This is a genomic window from Georgenia soli (assembly GCF_002563695.1).
In the GTDB taxonomy this organism is placed as follows: domain Bacteria; phylum Actinomycetota; class Actinomycetes; order Actinomycetales; family Actinomycetaceae; genus Georgenia; species Georgenia soli.
In genome coordinates this window covers 355552-378882 of the sequence record NZ_PDJI01000004.1, presented here as the reverse complement: position 1 = coordinate 378882, position 23331 = coordinate 355552, and the positions used below count along the sequence as shown (strand labels likewise).

General features: G+C 71.4%; 18 protein-coding genes. 9 read left to right on the top strand and 9 right to left on the bottom strand.

Annotated elements, in window-relative coordinates; translation table 11 throughout:
* Positions 1-114: 114 nt before the first annotated feature.
* A complete protein-coding gene (locus tag ATJ97_RS03105) occupies positions 115-546 on the bottom strand; it encodes a hotdog fold thioesterase (protein WP_098482489.1) in 432 nt (143 codons plus the stop codon).
* Here ATJ97_RS03105 and polA point away from each other — a divergent pair.
* Positions 545-3247 carry a DNA polymerase I gene (gene polA, locus ATJ97_RS03100; RefSeq protein WP_098482488.1) on the top strand — a complete coding sequence of 901 codons (2703 nt, stop codon included), beginning with the start codon at positions 545-547 and terminating at the stop codon, positions 3245-3247. The two genes, ATJ97_RS03105 and polA, sit on opposite strands and share 2 nt — an antisense overlap.
* 22 nt (positions 3248-3269) lie before the next feature.
* Here polA and ATJ97_RS03095 read toward each other — a convergent pair whose 3' ends face one another.
* Complete coding sequence (locus ATJ97_RS03095) at positions 3270-4088, bottom strand: class I SAM-dependent methyltransferase (protein WP_098482487.1); 819 nt, start codon at positions 4086-4088, stop codon at positions 3270-3272.
* 223 nt (positions 4089-4311) lie between these two features.
* On the opposite strand from ATJ97_RS03095, the gene rpsA reads away from it, so the two are divergent.
* Positions 4312-5790, top strand: coding sequence for a 30S ribosomal protein S1 (gene rpsA / locus ATJ97_RS03090; protein WP_098482486.1), 1479 nt, complete (start codon positions 4312-4314; stop codon positions 5788-5790).
* Positions 5791-5900: 110 nt separating this feature from the next.
* Here rpsA and ATJ97_RS03085 read toward each other — a convergent pair whose 3' ends face one another.
* A complete protein-coding gene (locus ATJ97_RS03085; RefSeq protein ID WP_098482485.1) occupies positions 5901-6332 on the bottom strand; it encodes an OsmC family peroxiredoxin in 432 nt (143 codons plus the stop codon).
* A gap of 151 nt (positions 6333-6483) precedes the next feature.
* Here ATJ97_RS03085 and coaE point away from each other — a divergent pair, with 151 nt between their 5' ends.
* Positions 6484-7161 (top strand): dephospho-CoA kinase, encoded by a 678-nt coding sequence (coaE, locus tag ATJ97_RS03080; protein ID WP_245862061.1) that lies wholly within the window; start codon positions 6484-6486, stop codon positions 7159-7161.
* On the opposite strand, the gene ATJ97_RS03075 is transcribed toward coaE, so the two are convergent.
* Positions 7140-8813 (bottom strand): BCCT family transporter, encoded by a 1674-nt coding sequence (locus tag ATJ97_RS03075; protein WP_098482484.1) that lies wholly within the window; start codon positions 8811-8813, stop codon positions 7140-7142. The genes coaE and ATJ97_RS03075 overlap by 22 nt on opposite strands.
* A 97-nt stretch (positions 8814-8910) precedes the next feature.
* Here ATJ97_RS03075 and ATJ97_RS03070 point away from each other — a divergent pair, with 97 nt between their 5' ends.
* The gene (locus ATJ97_RS03070) at positions 8911-9531 is read left to right on the top strand and encodes a cob(I)yrinic acid a,c-diamide adenosyltransferase (RefSeq protein WP_170037080.1); all 621 of its coding nucleotides are present in this window, start codon (positions 8911-8913) and stop codon (positions 9529-9531) included.
* Between the two features lie 10 nt (positions 9532-9541).
* On the opposite strand, the gene ftsH is transcribed toward ATJ97_RS03070, so the two are convergent.
* Positions 9542-11389, bottom strand: coding sequence for an ATP-dependent zinc metalloprotease FtsH (gene ftsH / locus ATJ97_RS03065; protein ID WP_098485181.1), 1848 nt, complete (start codon positions 11387-11389; stop codon positions 9542-9544).
* 266 nt (positions 11390-11655) lie between these two features.
* Here ftsH and ATJ97_RS03060 point away from each other — a divergent pair, with 266 nt between their 5' ends.
* From ATJ97_RS03060 to ATJ97_RS03050, 3 genes are all read left to right on the top strand, one after another.
* Positions 11656-12183 (top strand): MarR family winged helix-turn-helix transcriptional regulator, encoded by a 528-nt coding sequence (locus ATJ97_RS03060; protein WP_098482482.1) that lies wholly within the window; start codon positions 11656-11658, stop codon positions 12181-12183.
* A 47-nt stretch (positions 12184-12230) separates the two neighbouring features.
* The gene (gene uvrB / locus ATJ97_RS03055) at positions 12231-14327 is read left to right on the top strand and encodes an excinuclease ABC subunit UvrB (RefSeq protein ID WP_098482481.1); all 2097 of its coding nucleotides are present in this window, start codon (positions 12231-12233) and stop codon (positions 14325-14327) included.
* 313 nt (positions 14328-14640) lie between these two features.
* Entirely contained in the window at positions 14641-15726 is a 1086-nt protein-coding gene (locus tag ATJ97_RS03050; protein WP_098482480.1) for a TerC family protein, read from the top strand.
* A 123-nt stretch (positions 15727-15849) separates the two neighbouring features.
* Here ATJ97_RS03050 and ATJ97_RS03045 read toward each other — a convergent pair whose 3' ends face one another.
* The 4 genes from ATJ97_RS03045 to ATJ97_RS03030 are packed head-to-tail and all read right to left on the bottom strand — an operon-like array spanning position 15850 to position 19811.
* Entirely contained in the window at positions 15850-16812 is a 963-nt protein-coding gene (locus ATJ97_RS03045) for a bile acid:sodium symporter family protein (protein WP_098482479.1), read from the bottom strand.
* The gene (locus tag ATJ97_RS03040) at positions 16812-17099 is read right to left on the bottom strand and encodes a YciI family protein (RefSeq protein WP_098482478.1); all 288 of its coding nucleotides are present in this window, start codon (positions 17097-17099) and stop codon (positions 16812-16814) included. Before ATJ97_RS03040 ends, ATJ97_RS03045 begins: the two co-directional genes overlap by 1 nt.
* Before the next feature lie 46 nt (positions 17100-17145).
* On the bottom strand, positions 17146-17826 hold the full coding sequence (locus tag ATJ97_RS03035) for an MBL fold metallo-hydrolase (protein WP_211287025.1): 681 nt from the start codon (positions 17824-17826) through the stop codon (positions 17146-17148).
* A gap of 8 nt (positions 17827-17834) precedes the next feature.
* On the bottom strand, positions 17835-19811 hold the full coding sequence (locus ATJ97_RS03030) for a glycoside hydrolase family 15 protein (protein ID WP_098485180.1): 1977 nt from the start codon (positions 19809-19811) through the stop codon (positions 17835-17837).
* Positions 19812-19923: 112 nt separating this feature from the next.
* Here ATJ97_RS03030 and uvrA point away from each other — a divergent pair, with 112 nt between their 5' ends.
* Positions 19924-22782: an excinuclease ABC subunit UvrA gene (gene uvrA / locus ATJ97_RS03025; RefSeq protein WP_425432722.1), complete on the top strand. Its 2859-nt coding sequence runs from the start codon at positions 19924-19926 to the stop codon at positions 22780-22782.
* Between the two features lie 40 nt (positions 22783-22822).
* Positions 22823-23302, top strand: a complete 480-nt coding sequence (locus ATJ97_RS03020) for an OsmC family protein (protein ID WP_098482475.1) — start codon at positions 22823-22825, stop codon at positions 23300-23302.
* Positions 23303-23331 lie beyond the last annotated feature (29 nt).

Genomic DNA, 23331 nt, shown 5'->3' with positions numbered 1-23331 from the left:
GGCCCGCGACCGTCAGGTGGCCCCGGGTGAGGGAAGCCTAGGGGAGAAGCGGACCCCCGGTGTGGCGTTCGTCATACGTGCCACACGACTTCTGCGGTCCGGCCTGAGGTCTCGTCATGACTGCGCCGGCCCGCCGGGCTCGCCGAGGATCATGCAGCTGAGCCTCGCGGTGCAGACCCGCCGGCCGTCGTCGTCGAGCACCGCGACGTCGTAGGTGGCGGTGCGCCGGCCGAGGTGGAGGGGCGTGGCCGTGGCGGTGACGTGCCCCTCCCGCGCGGAGCGGTGGTGGGTCGCGCTCAGCTCCGTCCCGACGGCGGTCCGCCCCGTCCCGGCGTGGATGGTGGCGGCGACTGAGCCGACGGTCTCGGCGAGCGCCGCGGTCGCCCCGCCGTGCAGCAGCCCGTGGGGCTGGGTGTTGCCGGCCACCGGCATCCGTGCCACCACACGCTCCGGCTCGGCGACGACCAGCTCGATGCCGAGCCGTTCGACGAGGGTGCCGGCGAAGCTCGCCAGGAGGGCGGGGAGGAGGTCGTCGCTGTCAGTCATGGAGCCTAGGGTTGCACCCGTGACAGACACCCAGCGCCCGCGCCTCCTGCTCGTCGACGGCCACTCGATGGCCTTCCGTGCCTTCTACGCCCTGCCGGTGGAGAACTTCTCCACCTCCACGGGTCAGCACACCAACGCGGTCTACGGGTTCCTGTCGATGCTCATCAAGCTGCTCGACGAGGAGCGGCCCACCCATCTCGCCGTGGCGTTCGACCTGTCCGAGCCGACGTTCCGCACCCAGGAGTACGCCGAGTACAAGGGCAACCGGGACGCCGCCCCGGAGCCGTTCCGCGGCCAGGTGCCCCTCATCCGCGAGGTCATGGACGCCATGAACGTCGCCGTCCTGGAGAAGCCCGGCTTCGAGGCCGACGACGTCCTCGCGACGCTCGCCACCGCCGGTGCCGGCGCCGGCATGGAGGTCCTGGTCATCTCCGGGGACCGCGACACTTTCCAGCTCGTCCGCGAGGACGTCACCGTGCTGTACCCGGTCCGAGGTGTCTCCACCCTCACCCGGATGACGCCGGACGCCGTCGCGGAGAAGTACGGCGTCCCGCCCGAGCGGTACCCCGACCTGGCCGCGCTGGTGGGGGAGACGAGCGACAACCTGCCCGGCGTGCCCGGCGTGGGCCCCAAGACGGCCGCCAAGTGGGTGAACCTCTACGACGGCCTGGACAACGTCATCGGCCGGGCCGGCGAGATCGGCGGCAAGGCCGGCCAGAACCTGCGCGACCACCTCGATCAGGTGATCGTCAACCGGCGCCTGAACGGGCTCGTCACCGACGTCGAGCTGCCCCTCGGCGTCGACGACCTCGCCCGCCGCCCGTTCGACCGTGAGGCGGTCCACCAGCTCTTCGACACGCTGGAGTTCGACGTCCTGCGCGAGCGGCTCTTCGCCACGTTCCCGGACAAGGACGAGGCCGCGCCTGCGGAGACGCTCGAGATCGACGTCGTGGCCGTGCAGGACCTCGCCGGCGGGCTCGGGCCGTGGCTGGCCGAGCGTCGCGACCAGCTCCTCGGGCTCGACGTCACCGGCACCTACTCCCAGGGCTCCGGTGACGCGTGGTCGCTGGCGGTCGCGGACGACGGCGGGAACGCCGTCTCCGTCGACCTCTCCGAGCTGCCGCCCGAGGAGGAGTCCGTGCTGGCGGCGTGGCTCGCCGACCCGGCCCGGCCCAAGGCGGTCCACGAGGCGAAGCGGGCCTGGCACGCCCTGGGCGGGCGTGGCCTCACCCTCGCCGGCGTCACCTTCGACACCGCGCTGGCCGGCTATCTCACCCACCCGGACCAGCGCCGCTACGCCCTCGCGGACCTGACCGTGCGGTACCTGCGCCGCGAGCTGGACCTGGACGAGGCCGGCGACGGCCAGGGGATGCTGGCGCTGGACGGCGGGAACGCGGACCGGCCCGCCGGCGTCCGCGCGGGCGCCGTCGTCGAGCTCGCGGGGGCGCTCGGCGCCGAGCTGGCCGACCGGGGCGCCGCCCAGCTCCTCAGCGACCTCGAGCTGCCCGTGCAGCAGGTGCTGCAGGAGATGGAACGCGTCGGTATCAGCGCCGACGCCGAGAACCTCGAGTCGCTGCGTGCCGACTTCGACCGTGAGGTGGAGCGCGCCGCCGAGATGGCGTTCGAGACCATCGGCCACGAGGTCAACCTCTCCAGCCCGAAGCAGCTCCAGGAGCTGCTGTTCACCGAGCTGGAGATGCCCAGGACGAAGAAGACGAAGACCGGCTACACCACCGACGCCGACGCGCTGGCGGACCTGTACGCGAAGACGGAGCACCCGTTCCTCGAGCACCTGCTCGCCCACCGCGACCAGATCCGGCTGCGGCAGACGGCCGAGGGGCTGCTGCGCTCGATCTCGGACGACGGGCGCATCCACACCACCTTCCACCAGACGATCGCCGCCACCGGCCGGCTGAGCTCGACCGACCCCAACCTGCAGAACATCCCCGTGCGCACGGAGGACGGGCTGCGCATCCGCGAGGGCTTCGTGGTCGGGGAGGGGTACGAGCAGCTCCTCACGGCCGACTACTCCCAGATCGAGATGCGCATCATGGCGCACCTCTCCGGGGACGAGGGGCTCATCGACGCGTTCAACTCCGGTGAGGACCTCCACTCCTTCGTCGGCAGCCGCGTCTTCGACGTCCCGACCGACCAGGTGACCTCCGCCCAGCGCAGCAAGATCAAGGCGATGAGCTACGGCCTGGCCTACGGCCTGAGCGCCTTCGGCCTGTCGAAGCAGCTGCGCATCGAGGTCTCCGAGGCTCGCACGCTCATGGAGGGGTACTTCGAGCGGTTCGGCGGCGTGCGGGACTACCTCACCGGCGTCGTGGACCAGGCGCGCAAGACCGGCTACACCGAGACGATCATGGGCCGGCGCCGCTACCTGCCGGACCTGACCAGCGACAACCGCCAGCGCCGCGACATGGCGGAGCGGATGGCGCTCAACGCCCCGATCCAGGGGTCGGCGGCGGACATCATCAAGGTCGCCATGGTGGGCACCAGGCGCGGGCTCGAGAGCGCCGGGCTGCGCTCCCGCCTGCTGCTGCAGGTCCACGACGAGCTCGTGCTCGAGGTGGCGCCGGGGGAGGCGGAGGACGTGGAGGCCCTGGTGCGGCGCGAGATGTCCGGCGCGGCCGAGCTGTCCGTGCCGCTGGACGTCTCCGTGGGCACCGGCCGGTCCTGGCGCGACGCCGCCCACTGAGAGGCCGTGCGGGCACCCGCCCCTACGGGCGCCTGGTCACGAAGATCGCCGTCCCCGGCAGGAGCGCGCCGCGCTCCGGCCCCCACCCGCCCCAGACGTTGTGGTTACCGTCGGGCCACTCCGGCTCGACCAGGTCCTCGACCACGAGACCGGCGGCGACGACGTCCCGGACGTGGTCGCCGACGGTGCGGTGGTACTCGGCGTAGAGAGGGGTCCCGGCGGCGTCCAGCTCGACGTAGGGGGTGCGGTCGAAGTACGAGCGGGTGACGGTGAGCCCGTGCGCCGTCGGGTCGTCCGGGAACGCCCACCGCACCGGGTGGGTGACGGAGAAGACCCAGCGCCCGCCCGGTCGCAGCACCCGCGCCGCCTCGGCGTGGACGCGCGCGGCGTCCGGCACGAACGGCAGCGCGCCGAACGCGGTGAAGACGACGTCGAAGGACGCGTCCGGGAAGGGCAGTGCCCGCGCGTCGGCGAGGAGCGTCGGGACGGTGACGCCGGTCGCGACGTCGAGCTCGCGGGCCCGCTGGAGCATGCCGGCCGCCACGTCCGTGGCGACGGCGTCGACCCCCTGCGCGACGAGCCACCGGGAGCACTGCGCGGCGCCGGCGCCGACCTCGAGCACCCGCGCCCCGCGCAGCTCCTCGACCGGCCCGAGCAGGTGGGCGTCGGACTCCCGCAGGCCCTCGGGGCACCAGCAGAAGTCGGCCGGTCCGAGGAACGTGCCGTGCTCGGCGAGGTAGGCGGCGGACTCCTCGCTCCACCAGGTGGCGTTCGCGCGGGCGGCGGAGTCGCCGTCGACCGGCTCGTACCCTGCTCGGGCGGGCGTGCTCTGGGCGGACATGCCCCCAGTGTGCGGGACGCGGCCGGGCGGGGGACACCGCCGGCGTGAGTCAGGTCACCGGGCGGGGGCGTCCCCAGGGGGCGGCGGTGGTTGCCGCGCCGAGCGTGGCGTCGGTAGGATCAACCCTTGGTGCAGTTGTGCCTATACGGCTGCTCCTGCGTCGAAACATCCAGAACAAACCTGTCCGCACTAGTTTCCTGTCCGCATCGGAGTCCACCTCTCAATGACCACCACTACGCCCACGCAGCCGACGTCCCCCCAGGTTGCTGTCAACGACATCGGTTCCGAGGAAGACTTCCTCGCCGCGATTGACGCGACCATCAAGTACTTCAACGACGGGGACATCGTCGAGGGCACCATCGTCAAGGTCGACCGGGACGAGGTCCTCCTCGACATCGGTTACAAGACCGAGGGCGTCATCCTCTCCCGCGAGCTCTCCATCAAGCATGATGTGGACCCCGAGGAGGTCGTCTCCGTCGGAGACAAGATCGAGGCGCTCGTCCTCCAGAAGGAGGACAAGGAGGGCCGCCTGCTCCTGTCCAAGAAGCGCGCCCAGTACGAGCGCGCCTGGAGCACGATCGAGAAGATCAAGGAGGAGGACGGCGTCGTCACCGGCACCGTCATCGAGGTCGTCAAGGGCGGCCTGATCCTCGACATCGGTCTGCGCGGCTTCCTCCCCGCCTCCCTCGTGGAGATGCGTCGCGTCCGCGACCTCCAGCCCTACGTGGGCAAGGAGCTCGAGGCCAAGATCATCGAGCTCGACAAGAACCGCAACAACGTGGTGCTCTCCCGCCGCGCCTGGCTCGAGCAGACCCAGTCCGAGGTCCGCTCGCACTTCCTGCAGACCCTGCAGAAGGGCCAGGTCCGCCACGGTGTGGTCTCCTCCATCGTCAACTTCGGTGCGTTCGTGGACCTGGGCGGCGTGGACGGGCTCGTGCACGTCTCCGAGCTGTCCTGGAAGCACATCGACCACCCGAACGAGATCGTGGAGGTCGGCCAGGAGGTCACCGTCGAGGTTCTCGACGTCGACATGGACCGCGAGCGTGTCTCCCTGTCGCTCAAGGCGACGCAGGAGGACCCGTGGCAGGCCTTCGCCCGCACCCACGCCATCGGGCAGGTCGTGCCGGGCAAGGTCACCAAGCTCGTCCCCTTCGGTGCGTTCGTGCGCGTCGAGGACGGGATCGAGGGCCTGGTCCACATCTCCGAGCTGGCCCAGCGCCACGTCGAGGTGCCGGAGCAGGTGGCCAAGGTCGGCGACGAGGTCTTCGTCAAGGTCATCGACATCGACCTGGACCGCCGCCGCATCTCGCTGTCCCTCAAGCAGGCCAACGAGGGCGTCGACCCGACCAGCGACGACTTCGACCCGTCGATGTACGGCATGGCCGCGGAGTACGACGAGCAGGGCAACTACAAGTACCCCGAGGGCTTCGACCCGGAGACCAACGAGTGGCTCGAGGGTTACGAGGCCCAGCGCGAGGCCTGGGAGAACGAGTACGCCCAGGCGCACGCCCGCTGGGAGGCCCACAAGAAGCAGGTCGCGGCCGCCATGGAGGCCGACACCGAGGCTTCCGTGTCGACGAGCGCCAGCAGCAGCACCGCCGGCCCGACCACGTACAGCTCGACGGCCCCGGCCGAGGCGCAGGGCACCCTGGCCTCGGACGAGGCGCTCGCCGCGCTGCGTGAGAAGCTCACCGGTCACTGAGTCCCGCGCCGCCGCAGGCGGCAGGGCCGGGTCACCACGACCCTGACCGACGACGAGGCCCGTCGTTCCCCGAGGGGAGCGACGGGCCTCGTCGTACGCCCGGGGACCTGTCAGACGAGCTTCGCGGTGAGCTCGATCGGGGTGGCCTTCAGCGCCTGGCTCACCGGGCAGCCGGTCTTGGCGGCGTCGGCGATCCGCTGGAAGTCCGCCTCGGAGATGCCCTCGACCTGCGCCTCGCAGGTGAGCTTGATGCCCGTGATGCCCTCGCCGGCCACGAAGGTCACCTCGGCGGTCGTCCGCAGCTCGGTGGGCGGGGTGCCGTTGGAGTCGAGCTCGTTCGAGAAGGCCATCGAGAAGCAGCTCGAGTGGGCGGCCGCGATGAGCTCCTCGGGGTTCGTCCTGCCGCCGTGCTCCTCGGTGCGCGCCTTCCAGTCCACGTCGAACGTGGCGAGGCCCGAGCTCTCCAGGCTGGTGGTGCCGGACCCCTGGAAGAGGTTGCCCTTCCAGGTGTTGGTGGCCTTGCTCGTGAGGGGGTTCGGCATCGTGCGCTCCTGTCTTCTCGCGCCCGTGGGCGCGACCGTTTTGTCCTTGCCCTGCCATCCTGCCGTGACCGCTGCAGGTTGGCCACGCCCAGTACGCTCGACCCGTGACCCAGCTCCGCCCGCCCGGCCTCGTCCCCGTGGACGCCGGCTGATGCTCACCGTCGGCCTCACCGGGGGCATCGGCTCCGGCAAGTCGACCGTGTCCACTGAGCTCGCGCGCCTCGGCGCGGTGGTGATCGACGCCGACCGGATCGCCCGCGAGGTCGTGGCGCCGGGCAGCGACGGGCTGGCCGCCGTCGTCGCGGAGTTCGGCACGGAGGTGCTGGCGCCCGACGGGTCCCTCGACCGCGCCGCCCTGGCCGCGCGGGTCTTCGCCGACCCGGCCGCCCTGGAGCGCCTCGGGGCCATCACGCACCCGCTGGTCGCCGCGGAGAGCCGACGACGCCAGGAGCGGGCGCCCGACGACGCCGTCGTCGTCCACGACGTCCCGCTCATCGTCGAGAACGGGCTGGCCGACGACTACGACCTCGTGGTCGTCGTCGGCGCTGACGAGGAGGTCCGCGTCCGGCGGCTGGCGACCCACCGCGGCATGTCGGAGGAGGACGCCCGCGCACGGGTCCGGGCCCAGGCCGACGACGCCGCCCGGCGCGCCGTGGCGGACGTGTGGCTGGACAACTCCGGCACACCTGAGGAGCTGGTCGAGGCGGTCCGACGGCTGTGGGACGACCGGCTCGTGCCCGAGAGGGACCGGCGCCGGAGCGGCAGCGGGACGGTCCGCGCGCCGTCGCCAGGCGCCTCAGCCGCGCGCTACGGCGAACCGCCCGCCTGATCCTCCGGGTCCTGGGTCGGGGCGGGGTCGGCGAACGGCACCTGGGAGGGCACGGCCGTGGCCTGCCGGACGGGGCTCGGCCTGCGGAGCCGGAGCGGGTCCCGTCGCAGGTCCACGTACAGCGAGACGCAGAGCCCGAGCATGATGACGATGAACGGTGTCGCGGCGAGGATCGTGAAGGTCTGCAGCGCGCCGAGCCCGCCGACGAACAACAGGACGGCCGCCACCGCGCCGGTCAGCACGGCCCAGACGATCACCACCGGGGTCCACGGGGTCGTGCGTCCGTACGAGGACAGGGTGCCCATGACCAGGGACCCGGCGTCGGCGCCGCTGACGAAGAAGACCGCCGTGAGCACCATGACCACGAGCGCGGCGCCCGTGAAGAACGGGTACTGGCTCAGCATCGCGAAGAACCCGGCGGCCTCGTTCCCGGTGCCGGCGATGTCGACGCCGCTGTGCTGCAGGTTGATGCCGGCACCGCCGAACACGGAGAACCAGATGATGCTGACGGCCGTCGGCGCCAGCAGCACGCCGAGGACGAACTCGCGGATGGTGCGTCCGCGGGAGATGCGCGCGATGAACGTCCCGACGAACGGTGTCCAGGAGATCCACCACGCCCAGTAGAAGATCGTCCAGCTGGCGAGCCAGTCACCGCCGCCGAAGACGGCCGACTGGAAGCTCATGGGGATGAGGTTGGAGAAGTACGCCCCGAGCGACTCGGGCAGCAGGTCGAGGATGAAGACGGTCGGCCCGACCACGAAGACGAACACCAGCAGGACCGCGGCGAGGACGACGTTGGTGTTGCTCAGCCACTTGATGCCCCGCGAGACGCCGCTCGCCGCCGAGATGACGACCCCGACGGTGAGCACGCAGATGATGATCACCGGCAGCTGAGTGCCCGGGTCGTCCACGAACTCGCCCGTCCGCAGGAGCGAGATGCCGGCCGCGATCTGCAGGGCGCCCAGGCCGAGCGAGGTGGCGGAGCCGAACTTCGTGCACAGGATCGCCAGGATGTCGATGGGCCTGCCCCAGCCGCGTCGCTCGATCCGGTCCTGGCCCAGGATGGCCTGGAAGGGGGCGCTCATGAGGTTGCCGCGGCCCATCCGGTGGGTCGAGTACGCGAGGGCGAGGCCCACCACCGAGTAGATCGCCCACGGGTGCAGACCCCAGTGGAACAGCGTGTAGGCCATGGCGTTCTGGGCCGCCCCGGCGCTGTCGGGCGCGGCGTCCACGAACGGCGGCGGGGACGCGAGGTGCGTGACGGGTTCGTAGACGCCGAAGAACATCAGCCCGATGCCCATGCCGGCGCTGAACATCATCGCGATCCACGAGATGCGGGAGAACTCCGTCTCCTCGCCCTCCCGCGAGATCGGGATGCTCCCGAAGCGCCCGAACGCGAGAACCACGGAGAAGACCACGAAGGCGGCGGACCCGAGGATGAACACCCACCCGAAGGTGGACGTGACCCAGTTGAGGGCGGCGCCGGCGACCTCCCCGACCGTCTCCGTGAAGAGCACGCCGAGGAGGCAGATCGCGACGACCAGCCCGACCGAGATGTAGAAGATCGGTTTGTCGACGGTCGCCCACCCCCGGGCCGGCTGCACCGAGCTGGCGGTTGCGGTGGTGCGGTCCTCCGACGGTTGGGTCCCCATGCGGTTCTCGGTTCCTTTCCCCCCGGGCGACACGAAGTGTCCTGCGGGCCCCGGCGGCCGGGAGGCACGCCGCCCCGCGGTCAGTATCGTGACACCCATGACTGACGACGGCGACCCAGGACCGACCGCGCACATCGGCGACACCGGCCGCATCTTCCTCGGCACGCACGGCGAGGTCTCCAAGACCGACCTGCGGGTCGCCGCCTACACCGAGACCGACGCCGCGAACGCGGCGATCGGGGTGGCGACGGCGGCCGCGTCGCTCTCCCGCGACGTGGCGACGATGCTGCTGAGCGTGCAGAACGACCTGCTCGACCTCGTCACGGACCTCGGCGTGTCGACCTACGGCACCCCCGTCGAGGTCACGATCGTCCCCGCCTACGTCGAACGGCTGGACCGGGCGATCGAGCACTTCTCCGAGCAGGCCGGGGACCTCGGCGGGATGGTGCTGCCCGGCGGCACCCTGGGGGCCGCGCTGCTCTACCAGGCGAGGGCCGCGGTCCGTCGCGCCGAGCTGGCCGTCTGGAGGGCCGTCGAGGCGTACCCGGACGTCGTCAACCGCGAGGTGGGCCGGTACCTCAACCGCCTGTCGACCTTGCTCTTCGTCGTCGCCCGTGGGGTCAACTTCGAGCTGGGTGACGTCCAGTGGGTCCCGGGGTCCTCGACCCAGGCGGTCGCCCCGGCCCCCGACGAGGAGGACGGGGCCACCGCCGGGTAGCAGATCCCGGTCAGGCGCCGCCGGAGTCGTGCGAGCCGGAGGACGCGCCGACGAGGTGCCGGTCGGCCGGGGCTCGGTCGATGCCGGCGGCCGCGTAGGCGTCGGCCTCGTCGAGGGTCTCGTGCTCCATGAGGGCGGCGACGATGGCCTCGTGCTTGTCGCGGTTCTCGCGCAGGAGCCGTCGGGCCTGGGCGTAGCACTTCTCGATCAGCGCCCGGACCTCGCGGTCGACGGCCTCGAGGAGCGCCTCGGAGGCGCCGTTCTGCCGGGCGTCGCCCTCGGTGGGGTAGACCTGCACCGGGCCGATCTTCTCGGACATGCCCCAGTGGCCGACCATCTGGCGTGCGATGGCGGTGACGGTCTGCAGGTCGGACTCGGCGCCGGTGGTGACGACGCCGAAGATCTCCTCCTCGGCGGCCGTGCCGCCGAGGGCGCCGATGATGCGGCCCTTGAGGTACTCGGCGTCGTAGCCGTACCGGTCGGCGTCGGGGGTGGAGAGGGTGACGCCGAGGGCGCGGCCGCGGGGGATGATCGAGATCTTCCGCACGGGGTCGGCGCCGGGCTGGAGCATGCCGAGCAGGGCGTGCCCGGCCTCGTGGTAGGCGGTGCGGAGCCGTTCCTCCTCGGGCATGACCACCGCGCGTTCGGAGCCGAGCTGGACCTTCTCGAGGGCGTCGGCGAAGTCCTTGGCGTGGAGCTGGTCCTGGCCGCGTCTGGCGGCGAGCAGGGCGGCCTCGTTGGCGAGGTTGGCAAGATCCGCGCCGGTCATGCCGGGGGTGGACCTCGCGACCGCGTCGAGGTCGACGTCGCCGGCGAGGGGCTTGCCGCGGGTGTGCACGCGGAGGATCTGCGCCCGCCCGGTCTGGTCGGGCGGGGAGACGGTGATCTTGCGGTCGAAGCGGCCGGCCCGGGTCAGGGCGGCGTCGAGGACGTCGGCGCGGTTGGTCGCGGCGATGACGACGACGCCCTCGGTGCCGTCGAAGCCGTCCATCTCGGTGAGGATCTGGTTCAGGGTCTGCTCCCGCTCGTCGTTGCCGCCCACGGAGCGGCTGCCCGAGCGGGAGCGTCCGATGGTGTCGATCTCGTCGATGAAGATGATGGCGGGGGCGACCTTGCGGGCCTCGGCGAACAGGTCCCGTACGCGCTGGGCGCCGACGCCGACGATCATCTCGATGAACTCCGACGCGCTGGCGGAGAAGAACGGCACGCCGGCCTCGCCGGCGGTGGCCCGGGCGAGGAGGGTCTTGCCCGTGCCGGGGCCGCCCTCGAGGAGGACGCCCTTGGGCACCTTCGCGCCGAGCCGGGTGTACTTGTCCGGGTTCTTGAGGAAGTCGACGACCTCGGAGACCTCGGCCTTGACCTCATCGATGCCCGCGACGTCGTCGAAGTTGACCCGCACGTTCTCGGGGTCGACCGGCCTGGCCTTCTTGCGGCCCATGCCGCCGAGCATGCCGGCGCCCGCTCGGCGGGCGCGGCGGAAGAGCCAGACGTAGAACCCGACCAGCAGTGCCAGGGGCAGCAGCGAGATCAGCAGGTTGGGCAGCAGCCCGCGCTGCTCGGTGACCGGGGTCGCCCGGACGACGGCGTCGCCGTCCTCCAGGGCCGTGAGCAGGTCGTCCTGGGCGAAGGTCGGCCGCTCGGTGGTGAACTGGAGGTAGGTCGCGCCGTCCGGCCCGTCCGGGAGCGGGGCCTCCTCGGCCAGGACGCCCTCGATCGTCTGCCCGCGGGAGTACACCTCCTCGACGTTCCCCTCTTCCACCTGCCGGGTGAACTCGGTGTAGGAGATCGGGGCGGCCTGCGACCCCATGACGTCCTGGGCCGTGGTGAGCCCGAAGAGCACCAGCCAACCCACGAGCATCCACGCCACGATCCGGCCCCAGCGCGGAGGCTCCGGCCTGTTCTCCTCCGGGACCCCCTCCGTACGCCACGGCTGCGAGGGCGGCCTCGTCCGATCGTCGGGGTTCCGGCGGTGGTCACGAGCTTCGCCGGTGGACGGCGGTACGGCAGGTTTCTCTGGCAAGGCGGGGACCAGCCTTTCCGGGCGCAGATAGTTGGTGTACGCAAACTAGTTTAGATATTCGGGGCGACGGCGTCAACAAGTTGGTTTGTGTAACCTCACTAACCATGACCTCCGACGTGGCTGATGTGGACGCCGTGAACCAGAAGACCGGGCCCGAGGACGACCTCGTGAGTCCGGAGACCCGGTTCGCGGAGGAGCTCCAGGTGGCACTCACCCGCGTGCTGCGGTGGGCGAGCCGCGCAGGGGTGCGCGGCCGCTGGCTCGCGCGCGACGTGACCGGCGGTCTGACACCCACGGACGCCTGGCTCGTGGAGGCCCTCGGCGAGCAGGGGCCGATGCGCGTCACCGCGCTGGCCGCCTGGCAGGGCGTCGACAAGTCCACCGTGACGCCCCAGGTCCGCCGGCTCGAGCGCGCCGGTCTGGTGGACCGCTCGCCGGACCCGGCCGACGGACGAGCGTCCCGACTGACGCTGTCGGCGCGCGGCGAGGCGGTGCGGGAGCAGGTGCGGCGTTCCGGGGCGAACGTGATCGAGGAGCAGATGGCCACGTGGAGCGAGGAGGACCGGCGCACCTTCGCAGCCCTGCTGACCCGGTTCGCCGCCGGGCTGGACCAGGCTCCGCCGGGCGGGTGAGCGCTGCCCCGTGGGGCGATGTCGGTGCTCCGACGTAACGTTGACCCATGCGTCCCGTGACCGATCTGCAGCGCACCGTCGCCCCGTTCGAGGTGGTGTCCGAGTACACCCCCTCGGGCGACCAGCCGACGGCGATCGCCGAGCTCACCGAGCGGCTGCGGGCGGGGGAGAAGGACGTGGTCCTGCTGGGCGCGACCGGCACCGGCAAGTCGGCCACCACCGCCTGGCTCGTCGAGCAGGTGCAGCGCCCCACCCTGGTGATGGCGCCGAACAAGACCCTCGCCGCCCAGCTCGCGACGGAGTTCCGCGAGCTGCTGCCCAACAACGCCGTCGAGTACTTCGTCTCGTACTACGACTACTACCAGCCCGAGGCGTACGTGCCGCAGACGGACACGTACATCGAGAAGGACTCCTCGATCAACGACGAGGTCGAGCGGCTCCGGCACAGCGCCACCAACTCGCTGCTGACGCGGCGGGACGTCGTGGTGGTCGCCTCCGTCTCCTGCATCTACGGCCTCGGGACCCCGCAGGAGTACGTCGACCGCATGGTGCAGCTCAAGGTCGGGGACCGGGTCGAGCGGGACGACCTGCTGCGCCAGTTCGTCACGATGCAGTACGTCCGCAACGACGTGGCCTTCACCCGCGGGACCTTCCGGGTCCGCGGGGACACGATCGAGATCATCCCGGTCTACGAGGAGCTGGCGATCCGCATCGAGCTGTTCGGGGACGAGATCGACGGGCTGAGCACCCTGCACCCGCTGACCGGCGACGTCGTGCGCTCCGAGGAGGCCGTGCACCTCTTCCCCGCCACCCACTACGTGGCCGGCCCGGAGCGCATGGAGCGAGCCATCACCGGCATCGAGGCCGAGCTCGCCGAGCGGCTGGAGGAGCTCGAGCGCCAGAACAAGCTGCTCGAGGCGCAGCGCCTGCGCATGCGCACCACCTACGACATCGAGATGATGCGGCAGATCGGCACCTGCTCCGGGATCGAGAACTACTCCCGGCACATCGACGGCCGTGCGCCCGGCAGCGCCCCGAACACCCTGCTCGACTACTTCCCGGAGGACTTCCTCCTGGTCATCGACGAGTCGCACGTGACCGTCCCGCAGATCGGCGCGATGTACGAGGGCGACATGTCCCGCAAGCGCACCCTCGTCGACTTCGGGTTCCGGCTGCCCTCGGCGATGGACAACCGTCCGCTGCGCTGGGAGGAGTTCCTCGAGCGCATCGGCCAGACCGTCTACCTCTCGGCCACGCCCGGGCCCTACGAGCTGAGCCAGTCCGACGGCGTGGTGGAGCAGATCATCCGGCCCACCGGCCTGGTGGACCCGGAGATCGTCGTCAAGCCGACGAAGGGCCAGATCGACGACCTGCTCGGGGAGATCCGCGACCGCGTCGAGCGTGACGAACGGGTTCTCGTCACCACCCTGACGAAGAAGATGGCGGAGGACCTCACCGAGTACCTGCTCGAGCGCGGGGTCCACGTCCGCTACCTGCACTCCGACGTCGACACCCTGCGCCGGGTGGAGCTGCTGCGCGAGCTCAGGCTGGGGCAGTTCGACGTCCTCGTCGGCATCAACCTGCTCCGTGAGGGACTCGACCTGCCCGAGGTCTCCCTCGTGGCGATCCTCGACGCGGACAAGGAGGGGTTCCTGCGCTCGTCCACCTCGCTGATCCAGACGATCGGGCGTGCGGCGCGAAACGTCTCCGGCCAGGTGCACATGTACGCCGACAGGATCACGGACTCCATGGCGCACGCGATCGAGGAGACGACCCGGCGCCGGGAGAAGCAGGTCGCCTACAACGAGGCCAACGGCATCGAGCCGACGGCGCTGCGCAAGCGGATCGCCGACGTCACCGACATGCTGGCGCGTGAGGACATCGACACGGCGGAGCTGCTCGAGGGTGGCTATCGCGGCGCCGGCAAGGGGCCCGGGGGGAAGGACCGCCGGAAGACGGGGGAGTCGGTGCGCGAGAAGCTTGCCGGGGCGGCGGCGAGCGACCTGGCCGACCTCATCCAGGAGCTCTCGCAGCAGATGCACGCCGCGGCGGAGGAGCTCCAGTTCGAGCTCGCCGCCCGGCTCCGGGACGAGATCGCGGACCTCAAGAAGGAGCTGCGGCAGATGACGGCCGCCAACGCCTGAGACCGGCACTGCGGCCGCGCACCGACGGACGCACAGGCCGGTATGTCCGGCGCTGTCCGGTTCTGTGCGGCCCGCGACACCGGCAGGTCCGCTGGTCGCGGCAGGCCGGTACCTGTCGTATTGTGGCCGTCGCGGAGGGGAGTATTCCCCGAACAGTGGCGCCGTCATCACGGCGGGCGATAGATGCCTGCTCGGTGCCACCGGCCCGGACCATCGACGGTCGTCCCTGCGCTCGGGCAACACCGGCGCGCGGACGGTCACGGACCAGGCGGAAGAGACCTCCGGTACCTGGCCCCTACGTACCGGAGGAACCGTGGAAGTCCACGCCCTTGGTTGGATCGTCCTCATCGCGATCATCGTCGTGATGATCACCGTCGACATCGTCGGCCACGTGAAAGACCCGCACGCGCCGACCATGAAGGAGGCCGCCTGGTGGTCGGTGGCCTACGTGGCCATGGCGATCGTCTTCGGCTTCATCGTCTGGGCCGTCTACGGCGGGCAGTACGGCACCGAGTACTTCGCCGGCTACGTGACGGAGAAATCGCTCTCGGTCGACAACCTCTTCGTCTTCGTCATCATCATCGCGGCGTTCAAGATCCCCCGGAAGTACCAGCAGGAGGTCCTGCTCGCCGGCATCGTGATCGCGATCGTGCTGCGCGGCATCTTCATCGCCCTCGGCGCCGCGGTGATCGCGAACTTCTCGTGGGTCTTCTACATCTTCGGCGCGTTCCTGATCTGGACCGCCATCTCGCAGGCCCGGCAGGGCGTCGAGGACCCCGACGAGCACGAGGAGTACGAGGAGAACGGCTTCGTCCGTCTCGTGCGCCGGTTCGTGCCCGTCACGCCGGGCTTCGTGGGCGGCAAGCTGATCCACCGCCACCACGGCAGGACGATGATCACGCCGATGCTGCTCGCCATCCTGGCGATCGGCAGCGCCGACCTGCTCTTCGCGGTCGACTCCATCCCGGCCATCTTCGGCCTCACGCAGGAGCCGTACCTCGTCTTCGCGGCGAACGCGTTCTCGCTCCTCGGTCTGCGCCAGCTGTACTTCCTCATCGACGGCCTGCTCGACAAGCTCGTCTACCTGCACTACGGGCTCGCCGCCATCCTGGGCTTCATCGGGCTCAAGCTGGTGGTGCACGCCTTCCACAAGAACGAGCTGTCGTTCATCAACGGCGGGGAGCACTGGACCGCCATCCCCGAGCCGTCCATCCTCGCGTCGCTCGCCTGGATCGTCGGCGTCCTCGTCATCACCGTCGTCGCCAGCCTGCGCAAGAACAAGCGCGACGCCCGCATCGCCGCCGCGGAGGAGTCCATCCGCCGCCGGGGCGAGTCCGAGGAGGACCGGCGGCCGCACATCCCGCCGGTCGAGCCCGTCGAGCGCGCCTCGGAGGACTGACGTCCGGGCCGTCCCGACACGACCAGGCACCGCCCGGCTCTCGCAGGAGGGCCGGGCGGTTCCGTGCCCGGCACGGATCCTCACAAGTCCCGCAGGGCCGTCCTCACGAGTCCCGGAGGGCCCCTACGAATCCCGGAGCGCCAGGTGCCGGGCGAGCACCGCGCAGACGACGAGCTGCAGCTGGTGGAAGACGATGATCGGGACCGCCACGACGGCGGCGGTCGCGACGGGGAAGAGCACCGCCGCCATCGGCAGGCCCGTGGCGAGCGACTTCTTCGAGCCGCACATCAGCAGGGCGATGCGGTCGGGCAGGTCCAGCCCGAGGGCACGGCCGCCCCACCACGTGGCGCCGAGCATCGCGGCGAGCAGCACGGCGCAGATCACCAGCAGGGCGAGGATCATCGCCCAGGACACCGACTCCCAGACGCCCGCCGCGGTGGCGGCCGTCACGGCACCGAGGACGACGACGAGGATCGTCCCGCGGTCCACGCTCACCGTCAGCCACCGGCGGGCCCGGATCCAGCCACCCACCAGCGGCTGGAGGAGCTGCCCGACGACGAAGGGGAGGAGCAGCTGGAGCAGCACGTCCCGCAGGCCGCCCAGACCCACCGCGCCCGACCGGTCCATCAGCACGAGCACGAGGACCGGCGTGAGGACCATGCCGACGACGTTCGAGACCGTGGCGGCACAGATCGCCCCCGCCACGTTGCCCCGGGCGATGGACGTGAAGGACACGGACGACTGCACGGTGGAGGGCAGCAGCGTCACGTAGAGCAGCCCCGTCGCCAGCGCCGGGCCGACGAAGGATCCGGTGACCGCGTGCAGGGCGAGGCCGAGCAGCGGGAAGAGGACGTACGTGGAGAGCAGGATCGTGCCCTGCAGACGGACGTTCCGCAGCCCGGCCAGCACCTCCCGGGTCGACAGGCGCATCCCGTAGACGAGGAACAGCACGGTGACCGCGACGTCACCGGCCACCGCGATGCCGTCGCGCACGGGTGCGGGCACCGGGACCACCAGGCCGACCACCATCGTGACCAGCAGGGTGAGGACGAAGGGGTCCGCGAAGGATCGGAGTGCCCGACCCATCACCCGAGGGTGCCGACGACCGGGCTCCAGGCTCGCGCGGTCCGGCGCACGATGAGGTGTGCGCGGTGGAACGGGTCGGAGTCGAGGAGGTGGATCGCGGCGTCGTGGTTCTCGGCGCGGACCAGCAGCAGGGCGCCCGGCGCCGCCGCGTCCAGCCACGGCCCGGAGGCCACGAGCGACCCCGCCTCGTGCAGCCCGCCGAGGAACGTGCGGTGCTGAGGACGCAGGGCGTCGAGATCGCGCGTGCGGTTCTGGTCGTAGACGTACTCGACGGCGAAGAGGGTCATGGTGGTCAGGGTAGCGACCTCCTCCGGCCGCCACAGACGATGACCCTCACCAGCCGCGGGCGCGCCACTGGGCCAGAAGAGGACGTTCCCGGCCGAGCGTCGTGTCGTCCCCGTGCCCGGGGTAGACGCGGGTGTCGTCGCCGAACCGGGCGAAGACCCGGCTTTCGACGTCGTCCATCAGCGAGGTGAAGTCCTCGGGCGCCCACGTCCGGCCCACGCCTCCCGGGAAGAGGGAGTCGCCGGTGAAGAGGTGGACCCGGCCCGGGCGGGGCCCGTCGTCACCCTCCCGCAGCGCCAGCGCCACGGAACCGGGCGTGTGGCCGCGCAGGGCGACGACCTCCAGCTCGACGTCCCCGACCGTCACGACGTCCCCGTGGGCCAGGGTGCGGGTGGCCGCGACGGGCAGCTCGGCGGCGTCGTCCGCCCCGGCCAGCACGGCCGCGCCCGTGGCCTCGACGACGGCGGGCAGGGCCCGGTGATGGTCCCAGTGGCGGTGCGTGGTGACGACCGTGTCCAGCCGCCCGGAGCCCTCCGCCACGAGGGCGAGCAGGCGGCCGGCGTCGTCGGCGGCGTCGACGAGCAGCTGGGAGCCGTCGCCGGCCGTGACCAGGTAGGCGTTGTTGTCCTGCTCGGAGACGGAGGCCTTGCGCACCGTCACGGACCCGAGACGGTGGACGACGGCGGGGCCGCCGGGCTCGACGTGGGCGTCGGTCAGGTCGTCGGTCATGCCCCGCATCATGCCTGGCCGGCGCCGCCGGGGCGACGTCCGGGCACCGAGAGCGGCGCGTGCGCGCCGACCGGTGTCGGGCTGGCGCAGGCCGCGCTGAGCGCGTGCGCCGCCCGCACGAGCGTGAGGTGGGAGAAGGCCTGCGGGTAGTTGCCGGTGTAGCGGCGGTTCACCGGGTCGTACTCCTCGGCGAGGAGACCGAGGTCGTTGACCGCGCCGACGAGCTCGTCCATGTGCCGGGTGGCGGTGTCGACGTCGCCGATGCGGGCGAGCGCGTCGACCAGCCAGAAGCAGCAGGCGAGGAAGGGATGCTCCCCGCCCCCCAGGCCGTCCACCCCGGTCTCCGTGCGGTACCGGCGGACCCACGGCCCGTCGGCGAGCTCCTCCCGGACACGGGCGACGGTCCCGACGATCCTGGGGTCGTCCGGAGGCAGGAACCCGACCTGCACGAGCTGCAGCAGCGAGGCGTCCGTGGTGCGGGCCCCGTAGTACTGGACGAACGAGTTGAGCTCGGGGTCGTACCCGTGCCGGAGAACGTCGGAGCGGATCTCCTCGCGCACCCTGCGCCAGGTCTCCAGCGGCCCGTCGCAGCCGAAGTCCTCGACCGCCCGCACGGCGCAGTCCACGGCCGCCCAGCACATCACCTTCGAGTGGGTGAAGTGCCGGAGCGGCCCGCGGATCTCCCAGATGCCGTGGTCGGGGGTGCGCCAGCGCGCGGTCATGTGGTTCACCAGCACGCGCTGGAGCGCCCAGGCGTCGTCGTCGGCCGGCAGGTCGCAGCGGCGGGCGAGGTCCAGGGCCAGCATGACCTCGCCGAGGACGTCGTTCTGGTGCTGGTCGACGGCGCCGTTGCCGATGCGCACGGGTCGCGACCCGGCGTAGCCGGTGAGGTGGTCGAGGGTCCGCTCGGGCAGGTCCCGTGCGCCGTCCAGGCGGTACATGATCTGCAGGTTCTCTGGGTCGCCGGCGGCCGCGCGGAGCAGCCACTGCCGCCACTCGTCGGCCTCGTCCCGGTACCCGACGTCCACCAGCGCCTCGAGCGTGAGCGCGGCGTCGCGCAGCCACGAGAACCGGTAGTCCCAGTTGCGCTCGCCGCCGATCTCCTCGGGAAGCGACGTCGTCGCGGCGGCCGCGATCCCGCCGGTCGGCTCCTGGGTGAGCAGCCGGAGCGTGAGCAGCGACCGCACCACGGTCTCCCGGTACGGGCCCTCGTACGACGTCGCCCGGGCCCAGTCCGACCACAGGTGCTCGGTCTGCCGGAGCTCCAGGTCGACGTCCGGGCGGCAGGGCACCGGTTCCCAGGACTTGGTCCACGTCAGCACGTGGTCGACCACCTCGCCCGCCGTCACCTCGAACCTGCCCTCGTGCCGGCCCTCCCGTCCCCGGGGCAGGCGGTCACCGGCCAGCGTGAGCGAGTCCGGGCCCGCGACGGCGCGGATCACCGTGGTGCCGTCGGTCGCGTGGTCGCGGTGGACCCAGGGCTTCGTCCTGCCGTAGCCGAAGCGGACGACCCACTCCTCCTCGAACGTCACGGTGCCGGTCAGGCCCTCGACCCTCCGGATGAGGTCGGACCGGTCGTTCGCGAGGGGCATCGCGTCGATCACCCGGGCGGTGCCCGTCGGTGTCGTCCAGGTCGTCTCGAGCACGAAGCTGTCGCCGCGGTACCGGCGGCTGGCCGTCACCCGGGCGTCGGGCCCGCCCCGCCCCTCCCCGCCCCGGCGGCCGTCGGCGCGAGGGCCACGCTCGCCGTCGTCGTCGGCGTCGTCCCGACCCGCGACGGCGGCCAGCCGCCAGCGCCCGTTCTCCGGGTTGCCGAGCAGGGCCGCGAAGAAGGCGGGCGAGTCCAGCCACGGGAGGCACAGCCAGTCGACGGAACCGGCACGGGAGACGAGCGCGATCGAGTGGGCGTCGCCCACCGCCGCGTAGTCCTCGATGGGGGTGGGGCCGGGACGTTCGGGCGTCACCCGCGGCGAGGTGCCGGTCATCGTCTCGATGGTCTCAGACGGCCGCCGGCGAGGCCACGGGAGGCGCGCGCCACGAGTGAGGTCGAACACACGTGCGGCGCGGATGTCGCACCTGGCGCCTATGATTCTGCGGGTGAGTGATCAGCTACTCGTGCGCGGCGCGCGCGAGCACAACCTCCGCAACGTCAGTCTCGAGCTTCCCCGCGACAGGCTCATCGTCTTCACCGGGCTCTCCGGCTCGGGCAAGTCGTCGCTGGCGTTCGACACGATCTTCGCGGAGGGGCAGCGCCGCTACGTGGAGTCGCTGAGCTCCTACGCGCGGCAGTTCCTCGGTCAGATGGACAAGCCGGACGTCGACTTCATCGAGGGCCTGTCGCCGGCCGTCTCGATCGACCAGAAGTCCACGAACCGCAACCCGCGCTCGACGGTCGGCACCATCACCGAGGTCCACGACTACCTGCGCCTGCTCTTCGCGCGCGCCGGCACGCAGTACTGCCCGGTGTGCGGCGAGAAGGTCACGGCGCAGACCCCGCAGCAGATCGTGGACCGGCTCCGCGAGATGCCCGAGGGCACCCGCTTCCAGGTGCTGGCCCCGATGATCCGTGGGCGCAAGGGGGAGTACTCCGACCTCTTCCGGAACCTGCAGGCCCAGGGTTTCGCGCGGGCCCGCGTCGACGGCGAGGTGGTCCCGCTGGCCCAGCCGCCGGTGCTGGACAAGAAGCTCAAGCACGACATCGACGTCGTGGTCGACCGCCTCGTCATCCGCGAGAACGTCCGCCAGCGGCTGACCGACTCGGTGGAGACGGCGCTCCGGCTCGCCGAGGGCCTCGTGGTCGTCGAGCTCGTCGACCTCGACGCGGACGACCCCGGCCGCGAGCACCGCTTCTCGGAGAAGCGTGCGTGCCCGAACGACCACCCGCTCACGCTCGAGGAGATCGAGCCGCGGACGTTCTCCTTCAACGCCCCATACGGCGCGTGCCCCGAGTGCACGGGGATCGGGTCGCGCCTGGAGATCGACCCCGAGCTCGTGGTGCCCGACGAGGAGCTGAGCCTCGCCGAGGGTGCCGTGGCGCCCTGGGCGTCACAGGGCGAGTACTTCCTGCGCCAGCTGCGGGCCCTGGCCGAGCAGCTCGAGTTCTCCGTCGACGTGCCCTGGCGTGCGCTGCCCAAGCGGGCCAAGCAGGCCGTGCTGCACGGCAAGGACTACGAGGTCAAGGTCCGCTACCGCAACCGGTGGGGCCGGGAACGCTCCTACACCACGGGCTTCGAGGGCGCCGTCGACTTCATCAAGCGCAAGCACGACGAGACCGAGTCCGAGTGGTCGCGGGAGCGCTACGAGGGCTACATGCGCGAGGTCCCGTGCCCCGTGTGCCGCGGCGCCCGGCTCAAGCCGGAGGTGCTCGCCGTCCGGCTGGGCGACCTCAACATCGCCGAGCTGAGCGACATGTCGATCGAGTCCGCCAAGCGCTACCTCGACGGCCTGACGCTCGGCGTGCGCGAGGCGGCCATCGCGGGCCAGGTGCTGCGCGAGATCCACGTCCGCCTGCAGTTCCTCCTCGACGTCGGGCTCAGCTACCTCACCCTCTCCCGCGCCGCGTCCACCCTCTCCGGCGGAGAGGCGCAGCGCATCCGGCTCGCCACGCAGATCGGCTCCGGCCTCGTCGGAGTGCTGTACGTCCTCGACGAGCCGAGCATCGGCCTGCACCAGCGCGACAACCGTCGCCTCATCGACACCCTCACCCGCCTGCGCGACCTCGGCAACACCCTGATCGTCGTCGAGCACGACGAGGACACGATCCGCGTCGCGGACTGGATCGTGGACATCGGCCCGGGAGCCGGGGAGCACGGCGGCAAGGTGGTCCACTCGGGCGACCTCCCGGGCCTGCTCGCCGCCGAGGAGTCCGTCACCGGCGCGTACCTGTCCGGCCGCCGGTCCATCCCGACGCCGGCCAAGCGGCGCAAGGTCGACAGGAAGCGCCAGATCACCGTGGTCGGCGCACGGGAGAACAACCTCCAGAACGTCAGCGTCTCCTTCCCCATCGGCACCTTCGTGGCCGTCACGGGCGTGTCCGGCTCGGGGAAGTCGACCCTGGTGAACTCGATCCTGTACCGCGTGCTCGCGTCCGAGCTCAACCGGGCGCGCAACGTCCCCGGCCGGCACACCCGGGTGACGGGTCTGGACGAGCTCGACAAGGTCGTGCACGTCGACCAGTCGCCCATCGGCCGCACGCCCCGGTCCAACGCGGCCACCTACACCGGGGTGTGGGACAACATCCGCAAGCTCTTCGCGGAGACCACCGAGGCGAAGGTGCGCGGCTACGGCCCCGGGCGCTTCTCGTTCAACGTCAAGGGTGGGCGCTGCGAGGCCTGCAAGGGCGACGGCACCATCAAGATCGAGATGAACTTCCTCCCCGACGTCTACGTGCCCTGCGAGGTCTGCGAGGGCGCGCGCTACAACCGAGAGACGCTCGAGGTGCACTACAAGGGGAAGACCGTCGCCGAGGTGCTCGACATGCCGATCGCCGAGGCGGTCGACTTCTTCGGCGCCGTGCAGAAGATCAAGCGGTACCTGCAGACCCTGGTGGACGTCGGGCTCGGGTACGTCCGGCTCGGGCAGCCCGCCACGACGCTGTCCGGCGGTGAGGCGCAGCGCGTCAAGCTGGCCGCGGAGCTGCAGCGGCGCTCGACCGGGCGCACGGTGTACGTGCTCGACGAGCCCACGACGGGCCTGCACTTCGAGGACATCCGCAAGCTCCTGCTCGTGCTCCAGGGCCTGGTCGACAAGGGCAACACGGTGATCGTCATCGAGCACAACCTCGACGTCATCAAGAACGCCGACTGGGTGATCGACATGGGCCCGGAGGGCGGCTCCGGCGGCGGCACGGTGGTGGCCGCCGGCACGCCGGAGCAGGTGGCCGAGGTGGAGGAGTCCTTCACCGGGCAGTTCCTGCGCGAGGCGCTCGAGAGCTCGCTCGTCCACGCCGCGACCTGAGGTCTGCCCGCGCCGGGGAGGTTGTCGCTAACGTGGGTCCATGGGAGCACTCCAGACGTACAGCGTGACGGTGGACTGGACCGGGGCCGACGAGCGCGGCACCGCCAGCTACACGAGCTACTCGCGCGACCACGAGGTGCGGGTGGAGGGCAAGCCCACCCTGCTGGCGACGTCGGACCTCAAGGTCCGCACCGACGTCAGCCGCTACCGGGCGGAGGAGCTGTTCGTCGGCTCCCTCTCCCAGGCCCAGATGCTCTGGTTCCTGCGCACCGCCGCCAAGCACGACGTCGTCGTCCTCAGCTACTCGGACAAGGCCACCGGGACCCAGCGCGTCGAGGGCGCCGGCTCGGGTCCGTTCGTCGAGGTGGTGCTGCGCCCGCAGGTGACGTACGCCGAGCCGGTGAGCGAGGAACGGGCCGCGCGCCTGCACCACGAGGCCCGCGAGTACAACCACCTCGCGCGCTCGGTCGGCTTCCCAGTGCGGGTGGAGCCGGTGCAGGTGGCGGTCGCGACGGCGTGAGGCGGCGGTGTGAGGCGGCGGCCGTGCCG